This window comes from Microbacterium sp. P26, assembly GCF_023712585.1.
GTDB lineage: Bacteria > Actinomycetota > Actinomycetes > Actinomycetales > Microbacteriaceae > Microbacterium > Microbacterium algihabitans_A.
Genome location: NZ_JAMAXZ010000004.1, coordinates 270,718 through 291,826, shown reverse-complemented (window position 1 = coordinate 291,826; position 21,109 = coordinate 270,718). Strand labels below are relative to the sequence as shown.

At 69.1% G+C, this 21,109-nt stretch carries 20 protein-coding genes; 15 read left to right on the top strand and 5 right to left on the bottom strand.

The window, feature by feature from the left end:
• Positions 1-2: 2 nt before the first annotated feature.
• Complete coding sequence (locus tag M3667_RS10535) at positions 3-1,112, top strand: ABC transporter ATP-binding protein (RefSeq protein ID WP_251507882.1); 1,110 nt, start codon at positions 3-5, stop codon at positions 1,110-1,112.
• Positions 1,109-2,059 carry an ABC transporter ATP-binding protein gene (locus tag M3667_RS10530; RefSeq protein WP_251507880.1) on the top strand — a complete coding sequence of 317 codons (951 nt, stop codon included), beginning with the start codon at positions 1,109-1,111 and terminating at the stop codon, positions 2,057-2,059. Before M3667_RS10535 ends, M3667_RS10530 begins: the two co-directional genes overlap by 4 nt.
• 127 nt (positions 2,060-2,186) lie before the next feature.
• Here M3667_RS10530 and M3667_RS10525 read toward each other — a convergent pair whose 3' ends face one another.
• The 5 genes from M3667_RS10525 to M3667_RS16820 form a co-directional block, all read right to left on the bottom strand.
• A complete protein-coding gene (locus tag M3667_RS10525) occupies positions 2,187-3,044 on the bottom strand; it encodes a Cof-type HAD-IIB family hydrolase (protein WP_251507878.1) in 858 nt (285 codons plus the stop codon).
• 62 nt (positions 3,045-3,106) lie between these two features.
• A complete protein-coding gene (locus tag M3667_RS10520; RefSeq protein WP_251507876.1) occupies positions 3,107-4,522 on the bottom strand; it encodes a glycoside hydrolase family 1 protein in 1,416 nt (471 codons plus the stop codon).
• Positions 4,523-4,542: 20 nt separating this feature from the next.
• The gene (locus tag M3667_RS10515) at positions 4,543-6,402 is read right to left on the bottom strand and encodes a beta-glucoside-specific PTS transporter subunit IIABC (protein ID WP_251507874.1); all 1,860 of its coding nucleotides are present in this window, start codon (positions 6,400-6,402) and stop codon (positions 4,543-4,545) included.
• A gap of 192 nt (positions 6,403-6,594) precedes the next feature.
• Positions 6,595-7,503, bottom strand: a complete 909-nt coding sequence (locus M3667_RS10510; protein WP_251507872.1) for a PRD domain-containing protein — start codon at positions 7,501-7,503, stop codon at positions 6,595-6,597.
• A gap of 10 nt (positions 7,504-7,513) precedes the next feature.
• Positions 7,514-7,642: a hypothetical protein gene (locus tag M3667_RS16820; RefSeq protein ID WP_285837651.1), complete on the bottom strand. Its 129-nt coding sequence runs from the start codon at positions 7,640-7,642 to the stop codon at positions 7,514-7,516.
• A 115-nt stretch (positions 7,643-7,757) separates the two neighbouring features.
• Here M3667_RS16820 and M3667_RS10505 point away from each other — a divergent pair, with 115 nt between their 5' ends.
• The 13 genes from M3667_RS10505 to M3667_RS10445 all read left to right on the top strand — a co-directional run bounded on the left by M3667_RS10505 (position 7,758) and on the right by M3667_RS10445 (position 21,000).
• Positions 7,758-9,659 carry a beta-glucoside-specific PTS transporter subunit IIABC gene (locus tag M3667_RS10505; protein WP_251507870.1) on the top strand — a complete coding sequence of 634 codons (1,902 nt, stop codon included), beginning with the start codon at positions 7,758-7,760 and terminating at the stop codon, positions 9,657-9,659.
• Complete coding sequence (locus M3667_RS10500) at positions 9,646-11,097, top strand: glycoside hydrolase family 1 protein (protein WP_251507868.1); 1,452 nt, start codon at positions 9,646-9,648, stop codon at positions 11,095-11,097. The genes M3667_RS10505 and M3667_RS10500 overlap by 14 nt, the downstream gene beginning before the upstream one ends.
• A 44-nt stretch (positions 11,098-11,141) precedes the next feature.
• Positions 11,142-11,972 (top strand): PRD domain-containing protein, encoded by an 831-nt coding sequence (locus M3667_RS10495; protein ID WP_251507866.1) that lies wholly within the window; start codon positions 11,142-11,144, stop codon positions 11,970-11,972.
• Positions 11,973-12,092: 120 nt separating this feature from the next.
• Complete coding sequence (gene rlmN / locus M3667_RS10490) at positions 12,093-13,376, top strand: 23S rRNA (adenine(2503)-C(2))-methyltransferase RlmN (protein ID WP_251507864.1); 1,284 nt, start codon at positions 12,093-12,095, stop codon at positions 13,374-13,376.
• Between the two features lie 145 nt (positions 13,377-13,521).
• Positions 13,522-14,868, top strand: a complete 1,347-nt coding sequence (locus M3667_RS10485; RefSeq protein WP_251507861.1) for a TRAP transporter large permease subunit — start codon at positions 13,522-13,524, stop codon at positions 14,866-14,868.
• Positions 14,869-14,892: 24 nt separating this feature from the next.
• The gene (locus M3667_RS10480; RefSeq protein ID WP_251507860.1) at positions 14,893-15,171 is read left to right on the top strand and encodes a hypothetical protein; all 279 of its coding nucleotides are present in this window, start codon (positions 14,893-14,895) and stop codon (positions 15,169-15,171) included.
• A 27-nt stretch (positions 15,172-15,198) separates the two neighbouring features.
• Positions 15,199-15,792 carry an RraA family protein gene (locus M3667_RS10475; RefSeq protein ID WP_251507858.1) on the top strand — a complete coding sequence of 198 codons (594 nt, stop codon included), beginning with the start codon at positions 15,199-15,201 and terminating at the stop codon, positions 15,790-15,792.
• A 21-nt stretch (positions 15,793-15,813) separates the two neighbouring features.
• A complete protein-coding gene (locus M3667_RS10470) occupies positions 15,814-16,575 on the top strand; it encodes an IclR family transcriptional regulator (protein ID WP_251507856.1) in 762 nt (253 codons plus the stop codon).
• Positions 16,576-16,611: 36 nt separating this feature from the next.
• A complete protein-coding gene (locus tag M3667_RS10465) occupies positions 16,612-17,385 on the top strand; it encodes a DUF1932 domain-containing protein (RefSeq protein ID WP_251507854.1) in 774 nt (257 codons plus the stop codon).
• Positions 17,386-17,472: 87 nt separating this feature from the next.
• Positions 17,473-18,348 carry an ABC transporter ATP-binding protein gene (locus M3667_RS10460; protein ID WP_251507852.1) on the top strand — a complete coding sequence of 292 codons (876 nt, stop codon included), beginning with the start codon at positions 17,473-17,475 and terminating at the stop codon, positions 18,346-18,348.
• On the top strand, positions 18,345-19,148 hold the full coding sequence (locus M3667_RS10455) for an ABC transporter permease (protein ID WP_251507850.1): 804 nt from the start codon (positions 18,345-18,347) through the stop codon (positions 19,146-19,148). The genes M3667_RS10460 and M3667_RS10455 overlap by 4 nt, the downstream gene beginning before the upstream one ends.
• Positions 19,148-20,371, top strand: a complete 1,224-nt coding sequence (locus M3667_RS17020) for a histidine kinase (protein WP_251507848.1) — start codon at positions 19,148-19,150, stop codon at positions 20,369-20,371. The genes M3667_RS10455 and M3667_RS17020 overlap by 1 nt, the downstream gene beginning before the upstream one ends.
• Complete coding sequence (locus M3667_RS10445) at positions 20,368-21,000, top strand: response regulator transcription factor (RefSeq protein ID WP_251507846.1); 633 nt, start codon at positions 20,368-20,370, stop codon at positions 20,998-21,000. Before M3667_RS17020 ends, M3667_RS10445 begins: the two co-directional genes overlap by 4 nt.
• Positions 21,001-21,109 lie beyond the last annotated feature (109 nt).

Genomic DNA, 21,109 nt, shown 5'->3' with positions numbered 1-21,109 from the left:
CCGTGACCGCGAACGAAACCCCCGCAGACGGCCGTACCCGCCGCCGCGTGCTGTCGGTGCGCGACCTCGCCATCGAGTTCGAGGGCGACACCACCATCAAAGCCATCCGCGGCGCGAGCTTCGACCTGTACGAGGGCGAGGTGGTCGCCATCGTCGGCGAGTCCGGCAGCGGCAAGTCGGTGACCGCCCGCGCCATTCTCGGTCTCATGGCGTCGAACCAGCGCATCACCGCGGGCTCCATCGAGATCACCCGGTACGGCGACGACGGCACCCCGCTCACCCGCGACATTGCGCAGATGAGCGAGAAGCAGATCCGCCGCGAGATCTGCGGGCGCCGCGTCGCCATGGTCTTCCAGGATGCCCTCACCTGCCTCGACCCCACCATGACGGTCGGCAAGCAGGTGATGGAGGGCATGCAGGAGCATTTCGGGCTCGATCGACGTGCGGCGCGCGCCCGGGCCATCGAGCTGCTCGCGGAAGTGGGGATCGATCAGCCCGAGCGGCGGTTCAAGCAGTACCCCCACCAGCTGTCGGGCGGCATGTGCCAGCGCGTGAACATCGCGATCGCGCTGTCGTGCAACCCCGACATCCTCATCTGCGACGAGCCGACGACCGCCCTCGACGTGACCATCCAGCTGCGCATCCTCGAGCTGCTCACGCGCCTGCAGGCCGAGCGCGGGCTGTCGGTGATCTTCATCACGCACGACCTGGGCGTCGTGGCCACCGTCGCCGACTACGTGAACGTCATGTACGCCGGTCGCATCATCGAGCAGGGAAGCGCCGAGCAGGTGTTCTACGATCCGCGGCATCCGTACACCTGGGGACTCCTCTCGGCGATGCCCGACCTCGCGACCGACGCCTCGGAGCTGTTCGCAATCCCCGGGAGCCCCGCGAGTCTGGCGAACCTGCCGGAGGGGGATCCGTTCGCCCCCCGCAATCCGTTCGCCCTCGAGATCGACCTCGTGCGCGAGCCGCCGCTGTTCGACGTCGGCGAGGGCCACCAGGTCGCGTCGTGGCTCGCGCACCCCGACGCCCCCACGGTCGACATGCCCGCACCCCTTCGCCACAAGATCGACACGATGCTGGCCCTGCACGAAGGATCGAACCGATGACCACCGCCGAGCAGACCCTCCTGTCCGTCCGCGGACTCACGCAGATCTTCCGCCTCGGCCGGCATCACTCGGTCACGGCGATCGGCGGGGTCTCGTTCGACATCCACCGCGGCGAGACGTTCGGCCTCGTGGGGGAGTCGGGCAGCGGCAAGTCGACCATCGGCCGCTCGATCATCCGGTTGCTCGACCCCACGAGCGGCGAGGTCACGCTTGCGGGCGACCGCATCAGCGGGCGGCTGAGTCCCTCGTCGCGTTCGCACCTGCGATCGAGCATCCAGATGATCTTCCAGAACCCGATGTCGAGCTTGAATCCGCGCAAAAAGGTCTTCGACATCGTCGCGCAGGGCCTCATGACCCAGCACCGCTACGCCACCACGGCGGAGCGCGACGAGAAGGTCTACGCGATCCTCGAGAAGGTCGGCCTCGCCCGGGAGTACGCCGACCGCTACCCGCACCAGTTCTCCGGCGGACAACGCCAGCGCATCGGCATCGCCCGCGCGTTGGTGATGCAGCCCGACCTCGTGATCGCCGACGAGTGCGTCTCGGCGCTCGACGTGTCGATCCAGGCGCAGGTCGTGAACCTCATGCGTGCGCTGCAGAAGGAGCTCGGCACCGCCTACCTCTTCATCGCGCACGACCTGGCGATGGTGAAGTACATCTCCGACCGCATCGGCGTCATGCACCGTGGGTACCTGGTCGAGACGGGCACCACCGCGGAGATCTTCGGCTCGGCGGTGCACCCCTACACGCAGTCGCTCCTGCGCGCGGTGCTGTCGGCGGATCCGCGCGCGATGCGCCGCCGCACGGCATCCGCCCCCTACGACCCGGTCGCGTTGGGTATCGACTACGCGGAGGGCGGCGAGCACACGCTGTCGGACACGCACCGCGTGCTCGCCACCGATGAGCAGTTCGCGGAGTGGACGGCGGCGGTGTCCTCCCACGCATGAACGCGTCCTGCGCGCGGATGCCGGCGGAGGAGGCTGAGCCCGTCGAAGCCTCCGGGGCGTGACGCGGGTCCCGGTCCCTTCGACAGGCTCAGGGGCCTTCGACGGGCTCAGGGACCGGTGGGCGGCGTCAGATCAGGCCGAGCTCCGCGAAGGCGTTGTGCACGCCGTCGTCGAGCACCGCGGTGGTGACGCGGCCGGCGAGCCGCTGCAGCTCGGGCACGGCGTTGCCCATCGCGACGGGCGTGCCGACGACCTCGAACATCTCGACGTCGTTCCAGCTGTCGCCGATGCCGATGGCATCCGCCGCATCGATGCCGAGCAGGGCGAGCACCTCGGTGATCGCGGACCCCTTGGTGACGCCGGCCTGACCGATCTCGCCGTTCGATCCGCCGGGGAGAGGAATCGAGCCCGGGATGACGTGGAACCCGTCGCCGAGTTCCTCCGCCGCGTGGGTCACGGTGTCGATCGAGGGGCTGACGAACACGGCCTTGGCGACGGCGTCGCGGTCGACCTGCGACACCGGTCGCGGTTCGCGCCAGAGCGGTTCTTCGGCAGGCAGACCCTGCGCTTCGAGCTCGGCGGCACGCTGCGCGTGACGTTCGCGGCGGTACGCGGTCATCACGGGGCCCATGCCGGCGCTCGCGTACACGCCCCCGTGCGTCTGCAGGAAGTAGTGGATGCCGTGGGCCTCGAAATACCGCTCGACCGCCTCGACGTCGGCCCGGGGCATCGGGTGCTCCACGATGAGCGCGTCGTCGTCGGGCTCCTCGCCGCGCGTCGCATACGCGCCGCCGTTCGTGATCGCGCCGTCGAAGCCGATGGCCAGCACGTCGGGGTGGATGTCTCCCGCGGAGCGTCCGGTGCAGAGCCAGACCAGGTGGCCGTTGGCGCGCGCCTTCTGCACGGCGGTCACCGTCGACGGGGCGATGAGCGAGCCGTGCTCGAGGATCGTGCCGTCGACGTCGAGGAAGGCGATGCGGGTCATGTGCACTCCAAAAGGATCGGCCCCGGGCCACGAGGACCCGGGGCCGATCCGGTCAGGGGGGATCAGCGCGCGAGGGACGCGCCGTTGGATCGGATGACGTCGGCGTACCAGCCGAACGACTTCTTCCGGTAGCGATCGAGCGAGCCGGTTCCGTCGTCGTTGCGGTCGACGTAGATGAAACCGTATCGCTTGCTCAACTGGGCGGTGCTGGCGCTGACGATGTCGATGCAGCCCCACGAGGTGTAGCCGAGCACCTCGACGCCGTCTTCGATCGCTTCGCCCACCTGCACGAGGTGGTCGTTGAGGTAGGCGATGCGGTAGTCGTCGACGACCGTCTTCCCGCCGTCGACCTCGACGAGCTGGTCCCGCGCGCCGAGGCCGTTCTCGACGATGAACAGGGGCTTCTGCCAGCGGTCCCAGAATTGGTTCAGCACCAGGCGCAGGCCCACGGGGTCGATCTGCCAGCCCCACTCGCTCGCCTCGAGCGTCGGGTTCGAGACGCCACCCATGATGTTGCCCTCGCCCGCGACCTTCTTCGCGGGGTCGGCCGTCTCGGCGATCGACATGTAGTAGCTGAACGAGACGAAGTCGACCGTGTTGGTCAGGTCGTCGCGATCCTGGTCGGTGATGTCGAGCTCGATGCCCTTCTCGCGCAGAGTCCGCAGGAAGTACCCCGGGTAGGCGCCGCGCGTGTGCACGTCGCCGTAGACGAGGTTGCCGTGGTCGGCCTCCATCACCGCGACGGCGTCGTCGGGCGACGGCGTCAGCGGGTAGATCGGCATCGACAGCACCATGCAGCCGACCTTCGCCTCGGGGGCGACCTCGCGGGCGATGCGGGTGGCGCGGGCGGATGCCACGAGCTCGTGGTGCATCGCCTGGTACAGCTGCTGCTCGGGGACGCCGCCCTCGGGGATCGGGATGCCGCCGCTCATGAACGGGGCGTGCAGGAGCGAGTTGATCTCGTTGAAGGTCAGCCAGTACTTCACGCGGCTGCCGAAGCGCTCGAAGAGGGTGCGGGCGTACCGCTCGTAGAACCCGATGAGCTCGCGGTTCGTCCAGCCGCCGTACTGCTCGGCCAGGTGCAGCGGCGTCTCGTAGTGCGAGATCGTCACGAGCGGCTCGATGCCGTGCTTCTCGAGCTCGTCGAGGATGCGCTCGTAGAACCCCAGGCCCGCCTCGTTGGGCTCGGTCTCGTCGCCCTTCGGGAAGATGCGGCTCCACGCGATCGAGAAGCGGTAGACGCCGAAGCCCATCTCGGCGAACAGTGCGATGTCCTCTGCGTAGCGGTGGTAGTGGTCGATGCCGACGAGCTTGAGGTTGTCGGGCGTGGGGGTCTCGGAGCGCGGGCCCGAGATGCCGCGGGGCATCACGTCCTGCACCGACAGACCCTTGCCGTCGGCGTCGTACGCGCCCTCGATCTGGTTGGCGGCGGTGGCGCCGCCCCAGAGGAACCCGTCGGGGAAGGGGGTGTTGGTCATGTTCTGTGCCTCCAGGGGGGTCAGCGAGCGGAAGTGAGGGAGTCGACCGACACGGCGCGGAACAGGGCCTCGCCGTGCGAGAGGGGGCCGGATGCCGTGTCGGCGATGTCGGGGTAGAGATCGCCGTTCGTGACGATGACCGGGGTGATCAGGTCGTAGCCGGCCTTCTCGATCGCGTCGCCGTCGAACTCGACGAGCAGGTCGCCCGCCTTGACCTCGGTGCCGGACTGCACCTTCAGCGTGAAGTGCGCGCCACCGAGCTTGACGGTGTCGAGGCCGACGTGGATGAGCAGCTCCACGCCGTCAATCCCGCGCAGGCCCACCGCGTGACCGGTCGGGAAGGCGGCGACGACGGTGCCGTCGAACGGGGCGTAGACCGCGCCCGAGGTCGGCCGGATCGCAACGCCCTTGCCGAGCGAGCCGTCGGCGAAGGCGGCATCCGGAACCTCACTGAGCGCGACGACGGTGCCGTCGACGGGGTTTCGCACCACGGTGTCGGTGGCGACGGCGGGCGTCGCGGGAGCGGTGGCGTCGACCGGGTCCTTAAAGCCGAGCAGCACGACCAGCAGGAACGGCACCAGGATCGCGACGCCGAGACCGATCGCGAGCATGACCATGTTGCCGTTGCCGAGCAGGGCCGGAAGAGCCAGGCCCGAGGGCACGACGAACGCCTTCGAGAAGACCCCGCCCATCGCGATGAGCGCGCCGCCGAGGGCACCGCCGACGATGCCGAAGGCGAAGGGACGCTTGAGGGGGAGGTTGATGCCGTAGATCGCGGGCTCGGTGATTCCGGCGAGGAAGCCCGAGAGCGTGGCCGGGGCGGCGAGCGAGCGCAGGTTCTTGTTACGGGTGCGCACGAGCACACCGGCCACGGCGGCCGCCTGGGCCAGGACCGCGGCGAACACCGGGCCGATGAGCAGGATCTGACCGGTGGTCTGGTACTCGAGCTGGAACAGCGGCACGAGGCCCCAGTGCAGACCGAAGATCACGAAGACCTGCCACAGACCGCCCATGATCGCGCCGCCCAGCCACGGGAGCGTCTGGAAGACCCAGCCGATGCCGGTCGCGAGGCCGCCGCCGATCAGGCTCGAGAGCGGTCCGATCGCGAGGAACACCAGCGGCACGGCGATGAGCACGACGATCATCGGGGTCAGGAAGCGGCGCACGGCACCGGGCAGGACCTTGAGCAGGAAGCGCTCGGCGTAGCTCTGCAGCCACACGATGATGATGACCGGGATGACGCTCGAGACGTAGCTCACCATCGTGACCGGGATGCCGAAGAAGGTGATGTCGGGCTGACCGTTCAGCGCCGTGATGGTCGGGTAGACCAGGGCGCCGGCGATCGCGAAGGAGGTGAACTCCGAGGCCTTGAAGTAGCGCGCCGCGGTGATGGCCAGCGCCAGCGGCAGGAAGTTGATCAGCGCATCGGACAGTGCGTTGAGGATCGTGTAGGTCGTGCTCGTGGCATCCAGCCACCCGAAGGTGACGGCCGCGGCGACGAACGCCTTCAGCAGACCCGTGCCCGCGAGGGCCCAGAGGATGGGCGTGAAGATCGCCGAGATCATCTTGATGAAGCGGTTGAAGAGGTTGCCCTTCGGTCCGCTCTCAGTGGCCTCGGAGCCGGTGCCGCCGAGCGAGGTCTGCGACTGGATCGCGGCGTACACGTCGGGCACGTCGTTGCCGATCACGACCTGGTACTGACCGCCCGCCTGGGCCGTGGTGATGACACCGGGCGTCGCGCGGATCGCCGCGGCATCCGCCTTGCCCTCGTCCTTCAGCACGAACCGGAGCCTCGTCGCGCAGTGCACGAGGGATTGGACGTTGCTCTCTCCACCGACACCGGCGAGGACACCCGCCGCCGTCTTCGCGTGATCCGTCATCGGAACCGCCTGCCTTTCGCCGCATCGATGCGGCCTGTTCGAGATGTTCTGTGGCGACGCTGCCGGGTGTTTCGGGCAATAAAAAAGACCCGAATCCGTTCATCGCTCGTCAGCGATGTGGATTCAGGTCTTGCCCGCTCGCGCGGTAACAATCCGGAAATCGTCGGCAGGGTGTGACCCCTGCGTCGGTGACTATAGCACCGGGGCGTCGGGGCCGCCACTGTCGTCGGCGCGGCCCAGGCTCGTCGCCAGACGCTCGACGTGGACGGTGAGGTAGAGCACTTCTTCGTCGGTCAGGGTCGATCCGGTGGCCGCGTGGACGTAGCCCTTCACGGCCTCGGCGATACCGAACGCCCGGGGGTAACGGTGCTTGGCGAACTCGAAGAACGACGAGTCGCCGCTCGAGAGCATCGCGCGGTTCACGAGCCGCTGCAGCAGGAAGCGCACGTGCAGGATGAACCGCGCGTAATCGGGGCTCTCGGTGTCGAGGGCGACGCCGAGGCCGGTCTCGACGGTGCGCACGACGTGCTGCACACGGCGGAACAGCAGGGCAGCGGTGCCGTTGGGCTCGTCGCGTGTCGCGTTGAGCAGGTGCATCGTGAGGAACACGCCCTCTTCCGGCGGAAGCTCACGGTCGAGGGATGCTGCGATCGCGCTCGCCATGCGCTCCGCGGCGCGCGACTCGTCGGGGTGCAGGATGCGCAGCTCGGGCATCGAGGTGCCGGGGATGCGGATGCCCTGATCGAGGCGCTCGATCACGTAGGTGATGTGGTCGATCACGGCCAGCGGGAGGCGTCGGCCGAGATCGCGGCCCAGGTCGCGCTCGGCCTGGTCGACGGCGTGGAGCACCGCCTCGACGAGCGCGTAGGGCGCGTCGGTGAGGAGCTTCTGCGCGTGGGCGGTGTCGCTGCCCTGCTCGAGGACGAACGTCTTCTCGACCTTCGCGGGGTCGACGCGGCCCTCGTGCTTGAGCTGGAAGCCGATACCCCGGCCCATCAGCACGCGCTCGCGGCCGTCGCCATCGATCGCCACGACGACGTTGTTGTTCAGCAGCTTCTGCACGCCGCCGGGCGGGAGGGAGACGTCACCGGCACCGGGCATGGGATGAATCCTAGAACGCGACCTCACGTCGCGACGGGACGGCATCCGGGTCGCTGGTGCCCGTCGCGCGCCGGCGGTCGAGCGATTCGGCATCCGCCGATCGTCGTGTAGAGTCGCCGACGGACATGTGACTGGTCATGCAGGCAGGATCCGAACGCAGTGCGAGAGCACCGCCTTCGGGTCCTTTTTTGTTGCCCGGGTGACTTCGGAGCCGACGTCGCGACGCGTGTCCTTCGATCCAAGGAAGGACTTCGATGACCACTCAGGACAGCGCCCGCGCGATCCTCGAGCACGTCGGCGGAGCGGCCAACGTGGCCTCGCTCCACCACTGCTCGACCCGCCTCCGCTTCACGCTCGCCGACGACACCCAGGCCGATGAGGCCGCCCTCAAGGCCACGCCCGGCGTCATCGGCGTGGTGCTGGGGACGCAGACCCAGGTGATCGTCGGATCGGGAGTGGCGAACTATTTCCGCGAGATCGAGAAGCTGCGCACCGGTGGCGGCACCCGCGCCGGAGCGCGAGTCGACGCCGCGAAGCCGAAGCTGACGCTCAAGCGCGCCGGGTCGGTGTTCATGGACTTCGTCGTCGGCGTCTTCACCCCGATCATCCCCGCCGTCGCCGGTGCGGGAATCTTCAAGTCGTTCCTCATCCTCGCCGTCGCGCTCGGGTGGCTGCAGACGACCGATCAGACCTATCAGGTGCTCACCGCGATCCCCGACGCGGTCTTCTTCTTCCTGCCGCTGCTGGTTACCTACACCGCCGCGAAGAAGCTCGACACGAACATCCCGCTCGCGCTCGGTATCGTCGGCCTGCTGGTGTTCCCGACCTTCGCCGGCCTTCTCACCCAGGAGGGCGGCGTCGCGCTGTTCGGCCTGACGGTGCCCGCGATCGCCTACAGCGCGCAGGTCTTCCCCCCGATCCTCGCGGTGCTGCTGCTCGCGGTCGTCGAACGCGGCGCTCGCCGCATCAGCCCCAGCGTGATCAGCACGTTCCTCGTGCCGCTGATCTGCTTCGTCGTCGTGGCGCCCGCCACGATCTTCGTGCTCGGCCCGCTCGGCTTCTTCCTCGGCACCCTGCTGACGGGCGCGATGCTGTGGCTATACGGAACCCTCGGATGGATCGCCGTGGCGCTGATGGCCGCCGCCCTTCCGTTCATCGTCTCGGTCGGCATGCACAAGGCGTTCATCCCGCCGACCGTGGCCACCATGGCCTCCGCGGGCAAGGAGAGCTTCTACCTCGTCGCCTCTCTCGCCCACAACCTCGCCGAGGCGGGCTCGAGCCTGGCGATCGCCGTGCGCACCAAGAACAAGACCCTCCGCGGCACCGCGATCTCGTCGGGCATCTCGGCTTTCTTCGGCATCACCGAGCCGGCCCTGTACGGCGTGACGCTGCAGAACCGTCGCGCGGTCATCTCGGTCGTCATCGGGGCGTTCGTGGGTGGTTCGTACCTCGGCATCGCGGCGATCTCGGCGTTCGCGCTCGTCAGCCCGGGTGCGGCTTCCATCTCGATGTTCATCGACATGGCCAACCCCTGGAACCTGCTGCACGCGGTCATCGGCGCGCTCGTCGCCATGGTCACCTCGTTCATCGTCTCGCTGGTCATCTGGAAGGACTCCGACTCGGCCACCGTGCGCCTGCTCGAGCAGCAGGCGGGGACGACAGCCCCCGCTGCGGAGTCCGTCGAGGGGGAGATCGTCTCTCCCATGACCGGCGAGGTCATCGCGCTCGACCAGGTCGACGACCCCGTGTTCTCGGGAGGCATCCTCGGGCCCGGCGTCGCGATCCGCCCCACCGACGGCGAGGTGCGCGCCCCCATCAGCGGCATCGTGTCGAGCCTGCTGCCCTCGCGCCATGCGCTCGGCATCCTGGGTGATGACGGACTCGAAGTGCTCGTGCACGTGGGCCTCGACACCGTCCGCCTCAAGGGCGCGCCCTTCACGGCGCACGTCGCCCAGGGCGACCGCGTCGAAGCCGGACAGCACCTGCTGACCGCCGACCTGGCGGCCATCGAAGCCGCAGGACTCGACATCACGACGCCCGTCGTCGTGCTCAACGGCGACGCGTACGACGTCGCCTCCCTCGTCACCGGACGCGTCGCCGCGGGCGCCGCTCTGCTGTCGACCGACGCGAAGGAGACCGCGAATGGGACTGCCTGACGGATTCCTCTGGGGCGGCGCGCTCGCCGCCAACCAGGCCGAGGGTGCCTGGAACGAAGGGGGCCGCGGTCCCGCGGTCTCGGACGTCGCGAAGTACCGCCCGAATGTCGACCCGCGTGAGTACGCGGTGCACCACCAGCACACGTTGGAGTCCATCGCCGCCGCGATGGCCGACGACGACATCGCCTTCTATCCGAAGCGTCGCGGCATCGACTTCTACCACCGCTACCGCGATGACCTGGCGTTGTTCGCCGAGATGGGCTTCTCCGTGCTGCGGGTATCGATCGCCTGGTCGCGGTTGTACCCGACCGGCGAGGAACTCGAGCCGAACGAGGAGGGCGTCGCGTTCTACCTCGACCTCTTCACCGAGATGCGCCGCCTCGGCATCCGTCCGCTGGTGACCCTGTCGCACTACGACCCGCCGCTCGCGCTCGCGCTGAAGAACAACGCGTGGGTCGACCGCAGCACGATCGCCCTCTTCGAGCGGTTCTCGCGCACGTGCTTCGAGCGCTTCGGCCACCTCGTCGACCTCTGGCTGTCGTTCAACGAGATCGACGGCATCATCCGTCACCCGTTCACCTCGGGCGGCATCATCGACGAGACCGTCGAGGGTTCGCTGGAGCAGGCCTGCTACACGGCGCTGCACCACCAGTTCGTGGCATCCGCGTCGGTGACGAAGCTGCTGCACGAGATGTGGCCCGAGTCGGAGATGGGGTGCATGCTCACGATGCTCACCACCTATCCGAACACCTGCCACCCGGACGACGTCGCGGCGACCCAGGCCAAGGAGCGCCTCCTCTACCTGTGCACCGACGTGCAGGCCGGAGGGGCGTACCCGCGTCTGGCGCTGAAGGCCCTCGAGGCCGAGGGCATCACGATCCCCTTCGCCGAGGGCGACGTCGACCTGCTGCGCGAGCACCCGGTCGACTACATCTCGTTCTCGTACTACATGACCCTCACCGAGTCGGTGCGCCCGGATGCCGAGCGGACCCCCGGCAACACGGTTCTGGGCGTCAAGAACCCGTTCCTGCCGTCGAGCGAGTGGGGGTGGCAGATCGACCCGGTGGGCCTGCGCATCTCTCTGATCGACCTCTACGACCGGTACGGCAAGCCGCTGTTCATCGTCGAGAACGGTCTGGGCATGCGCGACGAGCTCACGGACGACGGCCGCATCCACGACCCGTACCGCATCGACTACTTCCGGTCGCACTTCGCGGAGATGATCCGCGCGGTCGATGAGGGCGTGGAGCTGCGCGGCTACACCAGCTGGGCGCCGATCGACATCATCAGCGCCTCGTCGTCGCAGATCTCGAAGAGGTACGGTTTCATCCACGTCGACCAGGACGACCTCGGAAACGGCACCGGCGAACGACGTCGCAAGGACTCGTTCTTCTGGTACCAGAAGGTCATCGCCTCGAACGGGGCCGATCTGGCGTGACGACCGCACTCGCTGCGCGTCCGCCGGGGTCGACGGAGACACCCATGCAGATCATCAAGAAGGTGCTGAACTCCAGCGTCGTGCTCGTCGAGGACGAGCGCGGCGTGGAGCGCGTGCTGTTGGGCAAGGGCATCGGTTTCGCCGCGCGTCCGGGCGACACCGTCGCCCCCGGTTCGACGGACCGGGTGTTCGTCGCGCTCGACGACGCCGATCAGCGGAACCTGGTCGAGCTGCTCGCCCAGATCCCCGGCGGCTTCGTCGAGCTCACGAGGGCGATCGTGATGGATGCCGAGAAGGCGGGCATCGAACTCGACGCGCACATCTACCTCACGCTCACCGATCACCTGCACTTCGCGGTGGAGCGCCAGCGGCGGGGCCTGCAGGTCGCCAACCGCCTGGCGTGGGAGGTGCGAACCGTCTACCCGCGCGAATACGAGGTAGGCCTTCGTGCCCTCGGACTGCTCCGCGACCGCACGGGGGTCTCGCTCCCCGACGAGGAGGCCGCCAACATCGCCTTCCACCTCGTCAACTCCGAGGTGGGGCGCCCGGCCGTCGACTCGATGCGGGTGGTCGGGCTCGTGTCCGACATCACCACGATCGTCACGCACGCCGGGGGAGTGGCGCTGGATGCCGACGACCTCCACACCCGTCGGTTCCTCACGCACCTGCAGTTCTTCGCGGAACGGCTGTTCAGCGACCGCCTCGCTGCGCAAGACGAAGACCTGCTCTTCGCGACCATGACGGCCAAGCACCCGCGCGCCGTCGCGACGGCCGAACGCATCCGCGCGTTCGTCCTCAAGGAGCACGAGGTGGCCATCTCCGACGAAGAGGTGGGCTACCTCGCCCTGCACATCGCTCGCGCCCAGTCGAGCTGAGTCGCGTGAGGGGTCGACATCCGTCGCCTGGGACACCCCGGAGGCGACAGATCCCGACCCCTCACGCGAGCCGGCGCCGCGCCCAGCCGCGGCGCAGATGCGCCCGGTACCCTGGAAACCATGACCGAACAGCCCCCCGTGCGCACCGCGACGCCTCGGCAGGTGCGCCCCGCGGGTGCCCCGGCCGACACCGGCATCCGCCAGGTGCGTCCCAAGACCGAAGGCTGGCAGCAGGCCAAAGACGAGACCGGTCGTCCGCTGCTGCAGTTCGCCAGCCCCAAGCGCGGCAAGCCGCCCGTGCACCTCGCCGACCTCACGCACGAAGAGCGCGTCGCGAAGCTCAAAGAGCTCGGCCTCCCGGGCTTCCGCGCGAAGCAGCTCGAGAAGCACTACTTCACGCACTACACGTCGGATGCCGCCGACATGACCGACCTCCCGGCATCCGGTCGCGAAGAACTCGTCGCGGGAATGCTGCCGCCTCTGCTCACCGAGGTGCGACGGCTCGAGACCGACCGCGGCGACACGATCAAGTTCCTGTGGAAGCTGCACGACGGCGCCCTCGTCGAGTCGGTGCTCATGCGCTATCCCGGCCGCATCACGCTGTGCGTCTCGAGCCAGGCCGGCTGCGGCATGAACTGCCCGTTCTGCGCCACCGGGCAGGCGGGCCTGACCCGCAACATGTCGGCGGGCGAGATCATCGAGCAGATCGTGCGCGCCAACGCCCTCATCGCCGCCGGCGGCCTGGGCGGCAAGAAGAGCTCCGACCACTCGCTCGACCGCGTATCGAACATCGTGTTCATGGGCATGGGCGAGCCGCTCGCCAACTACGCGCGCGTGATGCAGGCCGTGCGCGTCATGGTCGACAAAGAGCACGGTCTCGGCATGAGCGCCCGCGGCATCACCGTCTCGACCGTCGGGCTCGTCCCCGCGATCAAGAAGCTCGCCGACGAGGACATCCCGGTCACCTTCGCCCTCTCGCTGCACGCCCCTGACGACCACCTGCGCGACGAGCTCATCCCGGTGAACTCCCGCTGGAAGGTCGACGAGGCCCTCGATGCCGCGCGCGCCTACTTCGACAAGACCGGACGCCGTGTCTCGATCGAATACGCCCTGATCAAAGACATGAACGATCACGCCTGGCGTGCCGACCTGCTCGCCGAGAAGCTCAACGCCCGCGGTCGCGGCTGGGTGCACGTGAACCCGATCCCGCTGAATCCGACGCCGGGCTCGATCTGGACGGCATCCGAGGTGCCCGTGCAGAACGAGTTCGTGCGACGGCTCAACGACGCCGGCATCCCGACGACCCTCCGCGACACCCGCGGCAAGGAGATCGACGGGGCGTGCGGCCAGCTCGTGGCGACCGAAGAAGACGAGGCGGCCGCAGCGGTCACCCCGGTCGGCTGAGTCGCGCCCCCGAACGCCCCTGGACCTCGCGGTCCGGGGGCGTTCGTCGTTTCCCCGCGGTTGACGGATGAGACGCCAGCGGGTTATGTTCAACACGTGAACGTTTAGTTCACTAGATGAACCCAACACCTCAATGGAGAGCACTATGGGCTTGGCAGTCTGGGCGCTGATCGCCTACATCGGCGTGATCGTCGTGTGGAGCGTCTTCGTCAAACGCGGCATCGGCGAAGCGATGGTCATCGGCTTCGTGACCGTCTGCGCATTCGGCGGGGCGGACTTCCTCCGGCTCGCCGCCGTGGGCTTCGAAGCGGCCTTCACGCAGGAGATCGTGTTCGCGGCCCTGGCCTTCACCTTCATCGGCTTCCTGCTGGCCTCCACGGGCGTCATCGACCGGCAGGTCGACATCTTGAACTCGATGCTGGGACGCCTGCGCGGAGGCGCGGGTTACGTCGCCACGGTCGGCTCGGCCCTGTTCGGCTCGGTCGCTCACTCCGGCTCGGCCAACGCGGCCACCATGGGCTCTGTCGCTATCCCGTGGATGAAGCGGTCGAACTGGCCCCCGCACGTCGCGGCCACCGTCATCGCCGGAAACGCCGGCAACGGCACGGTCATCCCGCCCAGTGCCTCGTTCTTCATCCTCATCGGCACCGCCACGGTCGCCCCCTACGTCACCATCGACAAGCTGCTGCTGGCGATGTTCGCCGCCGCCGGATGGTGCGTGCTGTGGCGCCTCATCGTGATCTTCGTCTTCGTACGCCGCCACAAGATCGACCGGGTCGCCGCCGCCGACATCCTCCCCTTCGGTCGCTCCTTCCGACAGGGCTGGACCTCGCTGCTCGTCTTCCTCGGCATCGTGATCCCTGTGGCCGTCACGCTCGGACCCACCGGTGACGCCCTCACCGCGGCTCTCGGCGAAGAGACGACGGATGCCGTGAGCGTCATCGTCTGGATCCCCGTGCTCCTGATGATCTTCGCCCTCATCCTCGGCCGGAAGGGACTGCCCCGCGGCGGTCGTGCCTGGTACGACTTCTTCGCCAAGACGGCGCCGCGCTACCGCGACATCGGGGCGACGCTGGTCTTCGCCTTCGCCGGAGGAGCGGTGCTCACCGAGCTTGGTCTCGCCGAGCAGCTCTCGTCGGTGCTCAACGGCTTGAACGCGTCGCCGGTGGTCATGTCGATCATCGTCGCGGTGCTGGTCGTGCTGGTGGCGGGTCCGCTCAGCTCGACCGCCACGATCGCCACGATCGGTGGCATCGGCTTCAGCGTCCTCATGGTCTCGGGAGTCGATCCCATCCTCGCCGCCTGCGTCGTGCTGGTCGCAGCGTCCACCGAGGGCGCTTCCCCTCCCGGTGCGTCGGCCATCTACATCGCGACAGGCATCGCACAGGTGAACCCGGTGAAGACCTTCGTGCCGCTGATCGTCTGGTACGTCCTCCCGATCCTCGCGATCGCCGCCCTCATCGGACCCGGCTGGCTGCCGGTGTCGTTCTAGCCCGCGTCCTCAACGGAGAAGACCATGTCTGAAGAGAAGACCCCCGCCGAAAGCCCGCACGGCCCCGTCCGCCGCAGGGCGATCGCCCTCATGATCCCCGTGTTCGTCGTGCTGCTGGCCGCCATGCTCCTGGTCGGAACCGTGCTGGTGCTGCTCCAGGTCGTCGGCCTCGTCACGGCGAACGGCTCGTTCGTCGTCGGTGTCGCCGATGCGCTCAACCCCTGGGCGTTCGGCATCGGTGGCGCCCTCGGCATCTGGACCCTGCTGCTGTCCTACGTCCACGGCTGGAAGCCCGCCGACTGACCGTCGGCCCCGAGAGAACGGATACTCATGAACATTCCCCCCGTCTCCGGCGACGTCATCGACGGCCTCGCCGCTCTCCCTGTCGCCAACATCGGCGACTCGATGGAGCGCCTCGGCGTCGTGGATGCCGGCATCCAAGCCGTCTGGCGGGGTGCCACCCTCGCCGGTCCCGCCTTCACCGTCGAGGTGGCGGGCGGCGACAACGCCGGCATCCACCAGGCGATCGCCCAGGTTCCCGCGGGGGCCATCCTCGTGGTCAACGGCCACGGGGTCACGGATCGTGCGCTCATCGGCGAACTCATCGCGGAGCGCCTGCGCAAGGTCGGCTGCGCCGGCTTCGTCGTCGACGGCGCCGTGCGCGACGTCGACGACCTGGAGGAGATGGGCTTCCCCGTCTTCGCCCGCGCCAAGAGCCCCGCGGGTCCGTACAAGAACGGCCCCTTCCGCATCGGGACGCCGATCGCCCTCGGCGGCGTCGTCGTGAGCGAGGGCGATGTGATCGTCGGTGATTCCGACGGTGTGGCCGTGGTGCCCGCCGCCCAGGCCGAGGCCGTACTCGAGCGCGCCCGTCGCAAGAACGCGGACGAGACCGAGATGCGGCAGCGGATCCTGGCATCCTGACCGATCCGACACACTAGGTGGATGAGTTCGGCTCGTGAGGACACGTCAGGTCAGCCCACGGTACGCAGCGTCGAGCGCGCCCTCGACCTGCTCGAGCTGCTCGAGCGCGCGGACCGGCCCCTGCGGCTCGTCGATCTGGGGCGCGGGACGGGGCTGTCCACCGCCACGGTTCTCCGCCTGCTCGGGGTTCTGCAGCGACGCGATCTCGTCTCCAGCGTCGGCGGAGACTACCGTCTCGGTGTCGCCACGCTCGGCATGGCCCACGGCTACATCTCGACCGACCCGCTCAGCAACCGCGCGCGGCCGCACCTGCAGCAGCTCGCCGACACCACCCGTCTCACGACGTCGCTGTACGTGCGCAGCGGCGACGAACGCATCCTCGCCGTGCGCGTCGACGGCGAGCACCCCCTGCGGTACCAACTCCCGCTCGGACGACGGCTGGCTCTCCACCTCGGTGCGGGCAAGCCGATCCTCGCGCACCTCACGGCCGACGAGATCGCGCGGATCCTCGAAGCCCTCGGCGAAACGCAGACCGCGGGTGGGCTCACCGTGTCGACGGAAGGACTCGACGCCGATCTGGCGGCGATCCGCCGCAACGGATTCCATGTCTCGGTCGCGGAGCGCGACACCGCCGTCGCCTCCGTCAGCGTGCCGGTGTTCTCTTCGACCGGAGAGGTCATCGCCTCGCTCTCCGCATCGGGTCCGGTCGAAGCGACCGACCCCACCCACCTGCCCGACTGGGCACCAGAACTCCGACGAGCGGCAGCCGCCGTCGGCCGCTAGCGCGGGAATCCTCTCGCGCTTCTCGAGAGGAACGACATGCGCGTGATCGGAATCATCGGACTGGGCGAGGCGGGCTCGCTCTACGCCCGCGGAGCGGTCGAGGCGGGCTACGAGGTGCACGGCTTCGACCCAGCCCCCACCGCCACCCCCGAAGGCGTGCAGCGCTCCGACTCCCTGGCCGCCCTCGTCGCGGCATCCGACCTCGTCATCGTGCTGACGGGTGCCTCCCTCAGCGAGCGCATCGCCGCTGACGCCGCGCAGCACCTGCGCGCGGGCGGTGTCTACGCCGACTTCACCACGGCCTCGCCCGGCGTGATGGTCGATGTCGCCGAGCTCGTCGAGCGCACGGGCGCCCGCTTCGCCGACGTCGCGATCCTCGGGCCGGTGCCGACGAAGGGCGCGGGCACCGAAACGATCGTCAGTGGCACCGCGCGCGAAGACGTCGCCGAGGTGCTCCGCCGTTTCGGCGCCGACGTCGAGGTCATCGACGGACCCGCGGGCGACGCCACGTCGCGAAAGCTCCTGCGAAGTGTGCTCATGAAGAGCCTCGCCGCCGTCGTCATCGAGGCGCTCGAGGCCGGGCGTGCCGCCGGGTGCGAGCCGTGGGTCCGGGCGCAGATCGCAGCGCAGTTGTCGGGCGACGCCGAGGCGAAGATGGACCGGTACGAGACCGGCAGCCGCAAGCACGCGGTCCGCCGGTCGCACGAGATGGAGTCGGTGGTCGAGTACCTCGGCGCCCTCGGGGTCGAGTCGGAGATGTCGGATGCCGCCCGTCAGGTGCTGACGCGGCTGGGGGAGCAGCAACGCTGAGTCGCTTTCCCGCGTCCACCGATCGGTGGATGCCGACTCCACCGGCTCGTCGTTCCCGTGGCGGTCCTGCCCCGTCAGACTAAGGGCATGAGCGAGAACGTCGTCGAGGTCGAGAACCTCCGCAAGACCTACAAGGGCGGTCTCGAAGCGCTGCGCGGGGTGTCGTTCGACATCCGCCGGGGTGAGACGTTCGCGCTGCTCGGGCCGAACGGCGCGGGCAAGAGCACGGTCATCGAGATCCTCGAGGGCTACCGCGACCGCACGAGCGGAGACGTGCGCGTGCTCGGCGTCGACCCGCACCGCGGTGGCCTCGACTGGAAGGCGCGGCTCGGCATCGTGCTGCAGAACACCGGTGAGGCGCCTACCGCGAACGTGCGCGAGCTGCTGGCGCACTTCGCCTCGTTCTACCCGCGGCCGCGCGACGTCGACGAGGTCATCGCGTCGGTCGGGCTGACCGAGAAGGCCAAAGTCTCGGTGCGTAAGCTCTCGGGAGGGCAGCGGCGTCGCGTCGATGTCGCCCTCGGCATCGTCGGCCGGCCCGAGCTGCTGTTCCTCGACGAGCCCACGACCGGCTTCGACCCCGAGGTCAGGCGCCAGTTCTGGGATCTCATCCGCGACCTGCAGCGCGAGGGCACCACGATCCTGCTGACCACCCACTACCTCGACGAGGCAGCCGAGCTCGCGGAACGCGCAGCGATCATCGTGGGCGGGCAGATGGCATCCGTCGGTCGTATCGACGAACTCGGGGGACCCGACGCGCGTGTGCCCCGCGTGCGGTGGCGCGAGGGCGGTGAGACCCGCGAGCAGCGTACGCAGGATCCCGGGGCGCTGGTCGCCCAGCTCTACGCCCGCCTCGGCGAACCCGAGCGGCTCGAGGTCGTGCGCCCGAGCCTCGAAGACGTCTACCTCTCGTTCCTCGGCGACGAAGCGCGCCGCACGACCGCGGCGGGAGGCCTCGCATGAGCCGCGTGCTGCGCCTGGGTGCCGCGCGCATCGCCTTCGAGGTGCGCTCGTACTTCCGCCAGGGCGACTCGTTGTTCTTCACCTTCCTGTTCCCCGTGATGATCCTGCTGATCTTCGCCGTCGCCTTCGACGCGCAGACCTTCGGCCCGCCCGGAGACGAGGTGGATGCCGCGCAGTTCTACCTCCCCGCGATGCTCGCCGCGGGCGTGCTGCTGTCGGGCCTGCAGAACATGTCGATCGACATCGCGATGGAGCGCAGCGACGGCACCCTCAAACGCCTCGGTGGAACCCCGCTCAGCCCCGTGTCGTACTTCATCGGCAAGCTCGGGCAGGTGCTGGTGACCGGCCTGCTGCAGTCGGCGCTGCTGATCGTGGTCGCCGCGGTGTTCTTCGGCGTGCCGCTGCCGACCGACCCGGAGCGCTGGCTGACCTTCGTGTGGGTGTTCCTCCTGGGCGTCACCACGTGCGCGATCCTCGGCATCGGCCTCTCGGCGCTGCCCCGCACCGGCCGCAGCGCCACGGGCGTCGTCATTCCGATCGTGCTGCTGCTGCAGTTCATCTCGGGCGTCTACATCAACTTCGCCGCCCTCCCCGAGTGGCTGCAGAACGTCGCGAGCGTCTTCCCGCTGAAGTGGCTCGCGCAGGGCTTCCGCTCGGTGTTCCTGCCCGAGGGCTTCGCGGCGGGCGAGCCGTCGGGCTCGTGGGACCACCCGCTGATCCTTCTCGTGACGGGGCTGTGGCTGGTGCTCGGTCTGGCCCTGGTGCGGCTGACGTTCCGGTGGATTCGAAAGGACGCATGATGTCGCAGCTCACTGTCGCCCCGATCGCCGCCTCGGAGGGGTCGGATGCCGGACTCCCCACGACGCGAGGGTGGATCGTCGCATTCCTCGCGGCGGGAATCCTGGGGGCGGGTATCGCCGTCACCTCGGCGGTCGTCGCCGGCCTTCCGTGGGCCTCGGCCGGCGCGGCGCTGATACTGCTCGGGATCTACACCGGTTTCATCCTGCTCGTGCTGCCCCGTCTGCTGCGGCGCGAGGCGGGGACGATGGGTGCGCTCGACGTGGTCACCATGGTGGTCACGGTGATCGCGGTCGCCCTATCGACCTTGCTCGTGCCATGGCTCGCGATGCTGCAGTTCTGGGTCTACCCGCTGCTGTGGACCCTGGCCGCGTCGACCCGCATCGCGGTGGGGGCGTCCTTCGTCTCCGCCGCGTCGATCTTCGCCGCGCTGCTGCCGTGGACAGGCGGAGCGTCGTGGGCGGTCATGGCCTTCGTGCAGGGCGCGTCGTTCGCTTCCGCCCTCGTGCTGGGGCTCTGGATCAGCGGCATCTCGCGGTACGGCTCCGAACGCGACGTTCTCGTCGCCGAGTTGACGGCAGCGCAGAGCGAACTCGCCTCTCTCCATCACGACGCCGGCGCGATGGCCGAGCGCGAGCGCCTGGCCGCCGAGATGCACGACACGATCGCCCAGAGCCTTGCCGGGACGGTCATGCTCGCGCAGCGCGCCCGGCGCGAGTTGGTCGAGGGAGCTCTGTCGCCGTCGACCCTCGAGCTCGTCGAGGAGGCCGCCCGGGCAGCGCTCGCCGAGACCCGGGAACTGGTCGCCGGGGGAGCACCCGCCTCGGTCGGCGTCGGCGGACTGACCGAAGCGTTGCGCACGGTGGTCGCGCGGGCCGTCCGCGAGACGGGTCTCGACGTCGAGCTCGTGACCTCGGCCGTGCCGCCGCTCGATCGTGAGGCGGAGGTGGCGCTCCTCCGGTGTGCGCAGGAGGGCCTGTCGAACGCGAGACGGCACTCGGGTGCCCGTCGCGTCGAGGTCACTCTCTCCGAGCGGCACGGCGTCGTGGAGCTCACGGTGCGCGACGACGGCGTCGGTTTCGACACCGCCGCACGCGGACACGGCTTCGGCATCGAGGGGCTGCGTGCGCGCCTGGGCGCTCTCGGCGGGTCGCTCGAGGTCGACGGCACCCCCGGGGCAGCGACAGTGCGAGCCGGAATTCCGGCGACGGCGGGGCGCTCGTGATCCGCGTCGTCGTCGCGGACGACCACCCGATCGTGCGCGCCGGGCTCGTCGGTATGTTGGATGCCGCCGACGGCATCGACGTCGTCGGAGCGGCATCCGACGGGGTGGAGGTCGTGGCCCTCGTCGAGAAGGAACGTCCCGATGTGGTGCTGATGGACATGCGGATGCCGCGCCGCGACGGCGACGAGGCGACCGCGATGCTGCGCGAGAGCACGCCCGCGACGCGTGTCATCGTGTTGACGACCTACGAGAGCGACGACGTCATCATGCGCGCGATCGCCGCCGGTGCGAGCGGGTACCTCTTGAAGGCCGCTCCCGAAGCGGAGCTGCTCGCGGGTATCCGCGCGGTCGCCGCCGGCGAGGTCGCTCTCGCGCCGAGCGTCGCACGGGTTCTGGTGGCGCAGGCGGGGCGGGCGCCCGACGCGCCGACGCTGACACCACGGGAGGTCGAGGTGCTGTCGTACGTCGCGGAGGGGCTGAGCAACCGCGACATCGGCGTTCGTCTCCACCTCGGCGAGGCGACGGTCAAGACCCATCTGCTCAAGGCCTTCGCGAAACTCGATGTCGCGGATCGCACGCGCGCCGTCACGCGGGCGATGGAGCTCGGCATTCTGCGGTCGCCCTCGTGAGAGGTCGGAATCGGTCGCTTCCGACGCTTCGCGGCGACACCATTCGACCCCTCACGCTGACATCCGGATGCCGCGGCCCCGGTGTCGGTGGCCGGGTCTAGCGTGGAGG

Coding starts and splice junctions, on each gene's coding strand:
- M3667_RS10505 (WP_251507870.1), top strand. CDS start 7,758: ATGACCACTCAGGACAGCGCCCGCGCGATCCTCGAGCACGTCGGCGGA.
- M3667_RS10460 (WP_251507852.1), top strand. CDS start 17,473: ATGAGCGAGAACGTCGTCGAGGTCGAGAACCTCCGCAAGACCTACAAG.
- M3667_RS10480 (WP_251507860.1), top strand. CDS start 14,893: ATGTCTGAAGAGAAGACCCCCGCCGAAAGCCCGCACGGCCCCGTCCGC.
- M3667_RS10485 (WP_251507861.1), top strand. CDS start 13,522: ATGGGCTTGGCAGTCTGGGCGCTGATCGCCTACATCGGCGTGATCGTC.
- M3667_RS10530 (WP_251507880.1), top strand. CDS start 1,109: ATGACCACCGCCGAGCAGACCCTCCTGTCCGTCCGCGGACTCACGCAG.
- M3667_RS10515 (WP_251507874.1), bottom strand. CDS start 6,402: ATGACGGATCACGCGAAGACGGCGGCGGGTGTCCTCGCCGGTGTCGGT.
- rlmN (WP_251507864.1), top strand. CDS start 12,093: ATGACCGAACAGCCCCCCGTGCGCACCGCGACGCCTCGGCAGGTGCGC.
- M3667_RS10475 (WP_251507858.1), top strand. CDS start 15,199: ATGAACATTCCCCCCGTCTCCGGCGACGTCATCGACGGCCTCGCCGCT.
- M3667_RS10465 (WP_251507854.1), top strand. CDS start 16,612: ATGCGCGTGATCGGAATCATCGGACTGGGCGAGGCGGGCTCGCTCTAC.
- M3667_RS16820 (WP_285837651.1), bottom strand. CDS start 7,642: ATGACCAGTCACATGTCCGTCGGCGACTCTACACGACGATCGGCGGAT.
- M3667_RS10495 (WP_251507866.1), top strand. CDS start 11,142: ATGCAGATCATCAAGAAGGTGCTGAACTCCAGCGTCGTGCTCGTCGAG.
- M3667_RS10470 (WP_251507856.1), top strand. CDS start 15,814: ATGAGTTCGGCTCGTGAGGACACGTCAGGTCAGCCCACGGTACGCAGC.
- M3667_RS10500 (WP_251507868.1), top strand. CDS start 9,646: ATGGGACTGCCTGACGGATTCCTCTGGGGCGGCGCGCTCGCCGCCAAC.
- M3667_RS10520 (WP_251507876.1), bottom strand. CDS start 4,522: ATGACCAACACCCCCTTCCCCGACGGGTTCCTCTGGGGCGGCGCCACC.
- M3667_RS17020 (WP_251507848.1), top strand. CDS start 19,148: ATGTCGCAGCTCACTGTCGCCCCGATCGCCGCCTCGGAGGGGTCGGAT.
- M3667_RS10525 (WP_251507878.1), bottom strand. CDS start 3,044: ATGACCCGCATCGCCTTCCTCGACGTCGACGGCACGATCCTCGAGCAC.
- M3667_RS10510 (WP_251507872.1), bottom strand. CDS start 7,503: ATGCCCGGTGCCGGTGACGTCTCCCTCCCGCCCGGCGGCGTGCAGAAG.
- M3667_RS10455 (WP_251507850.1), top strand. CDS start 18,345: ATGAGCCGCGTGCTGCGCCTGGGTGCCGCGCGCATCGCCTTCGAGGTG.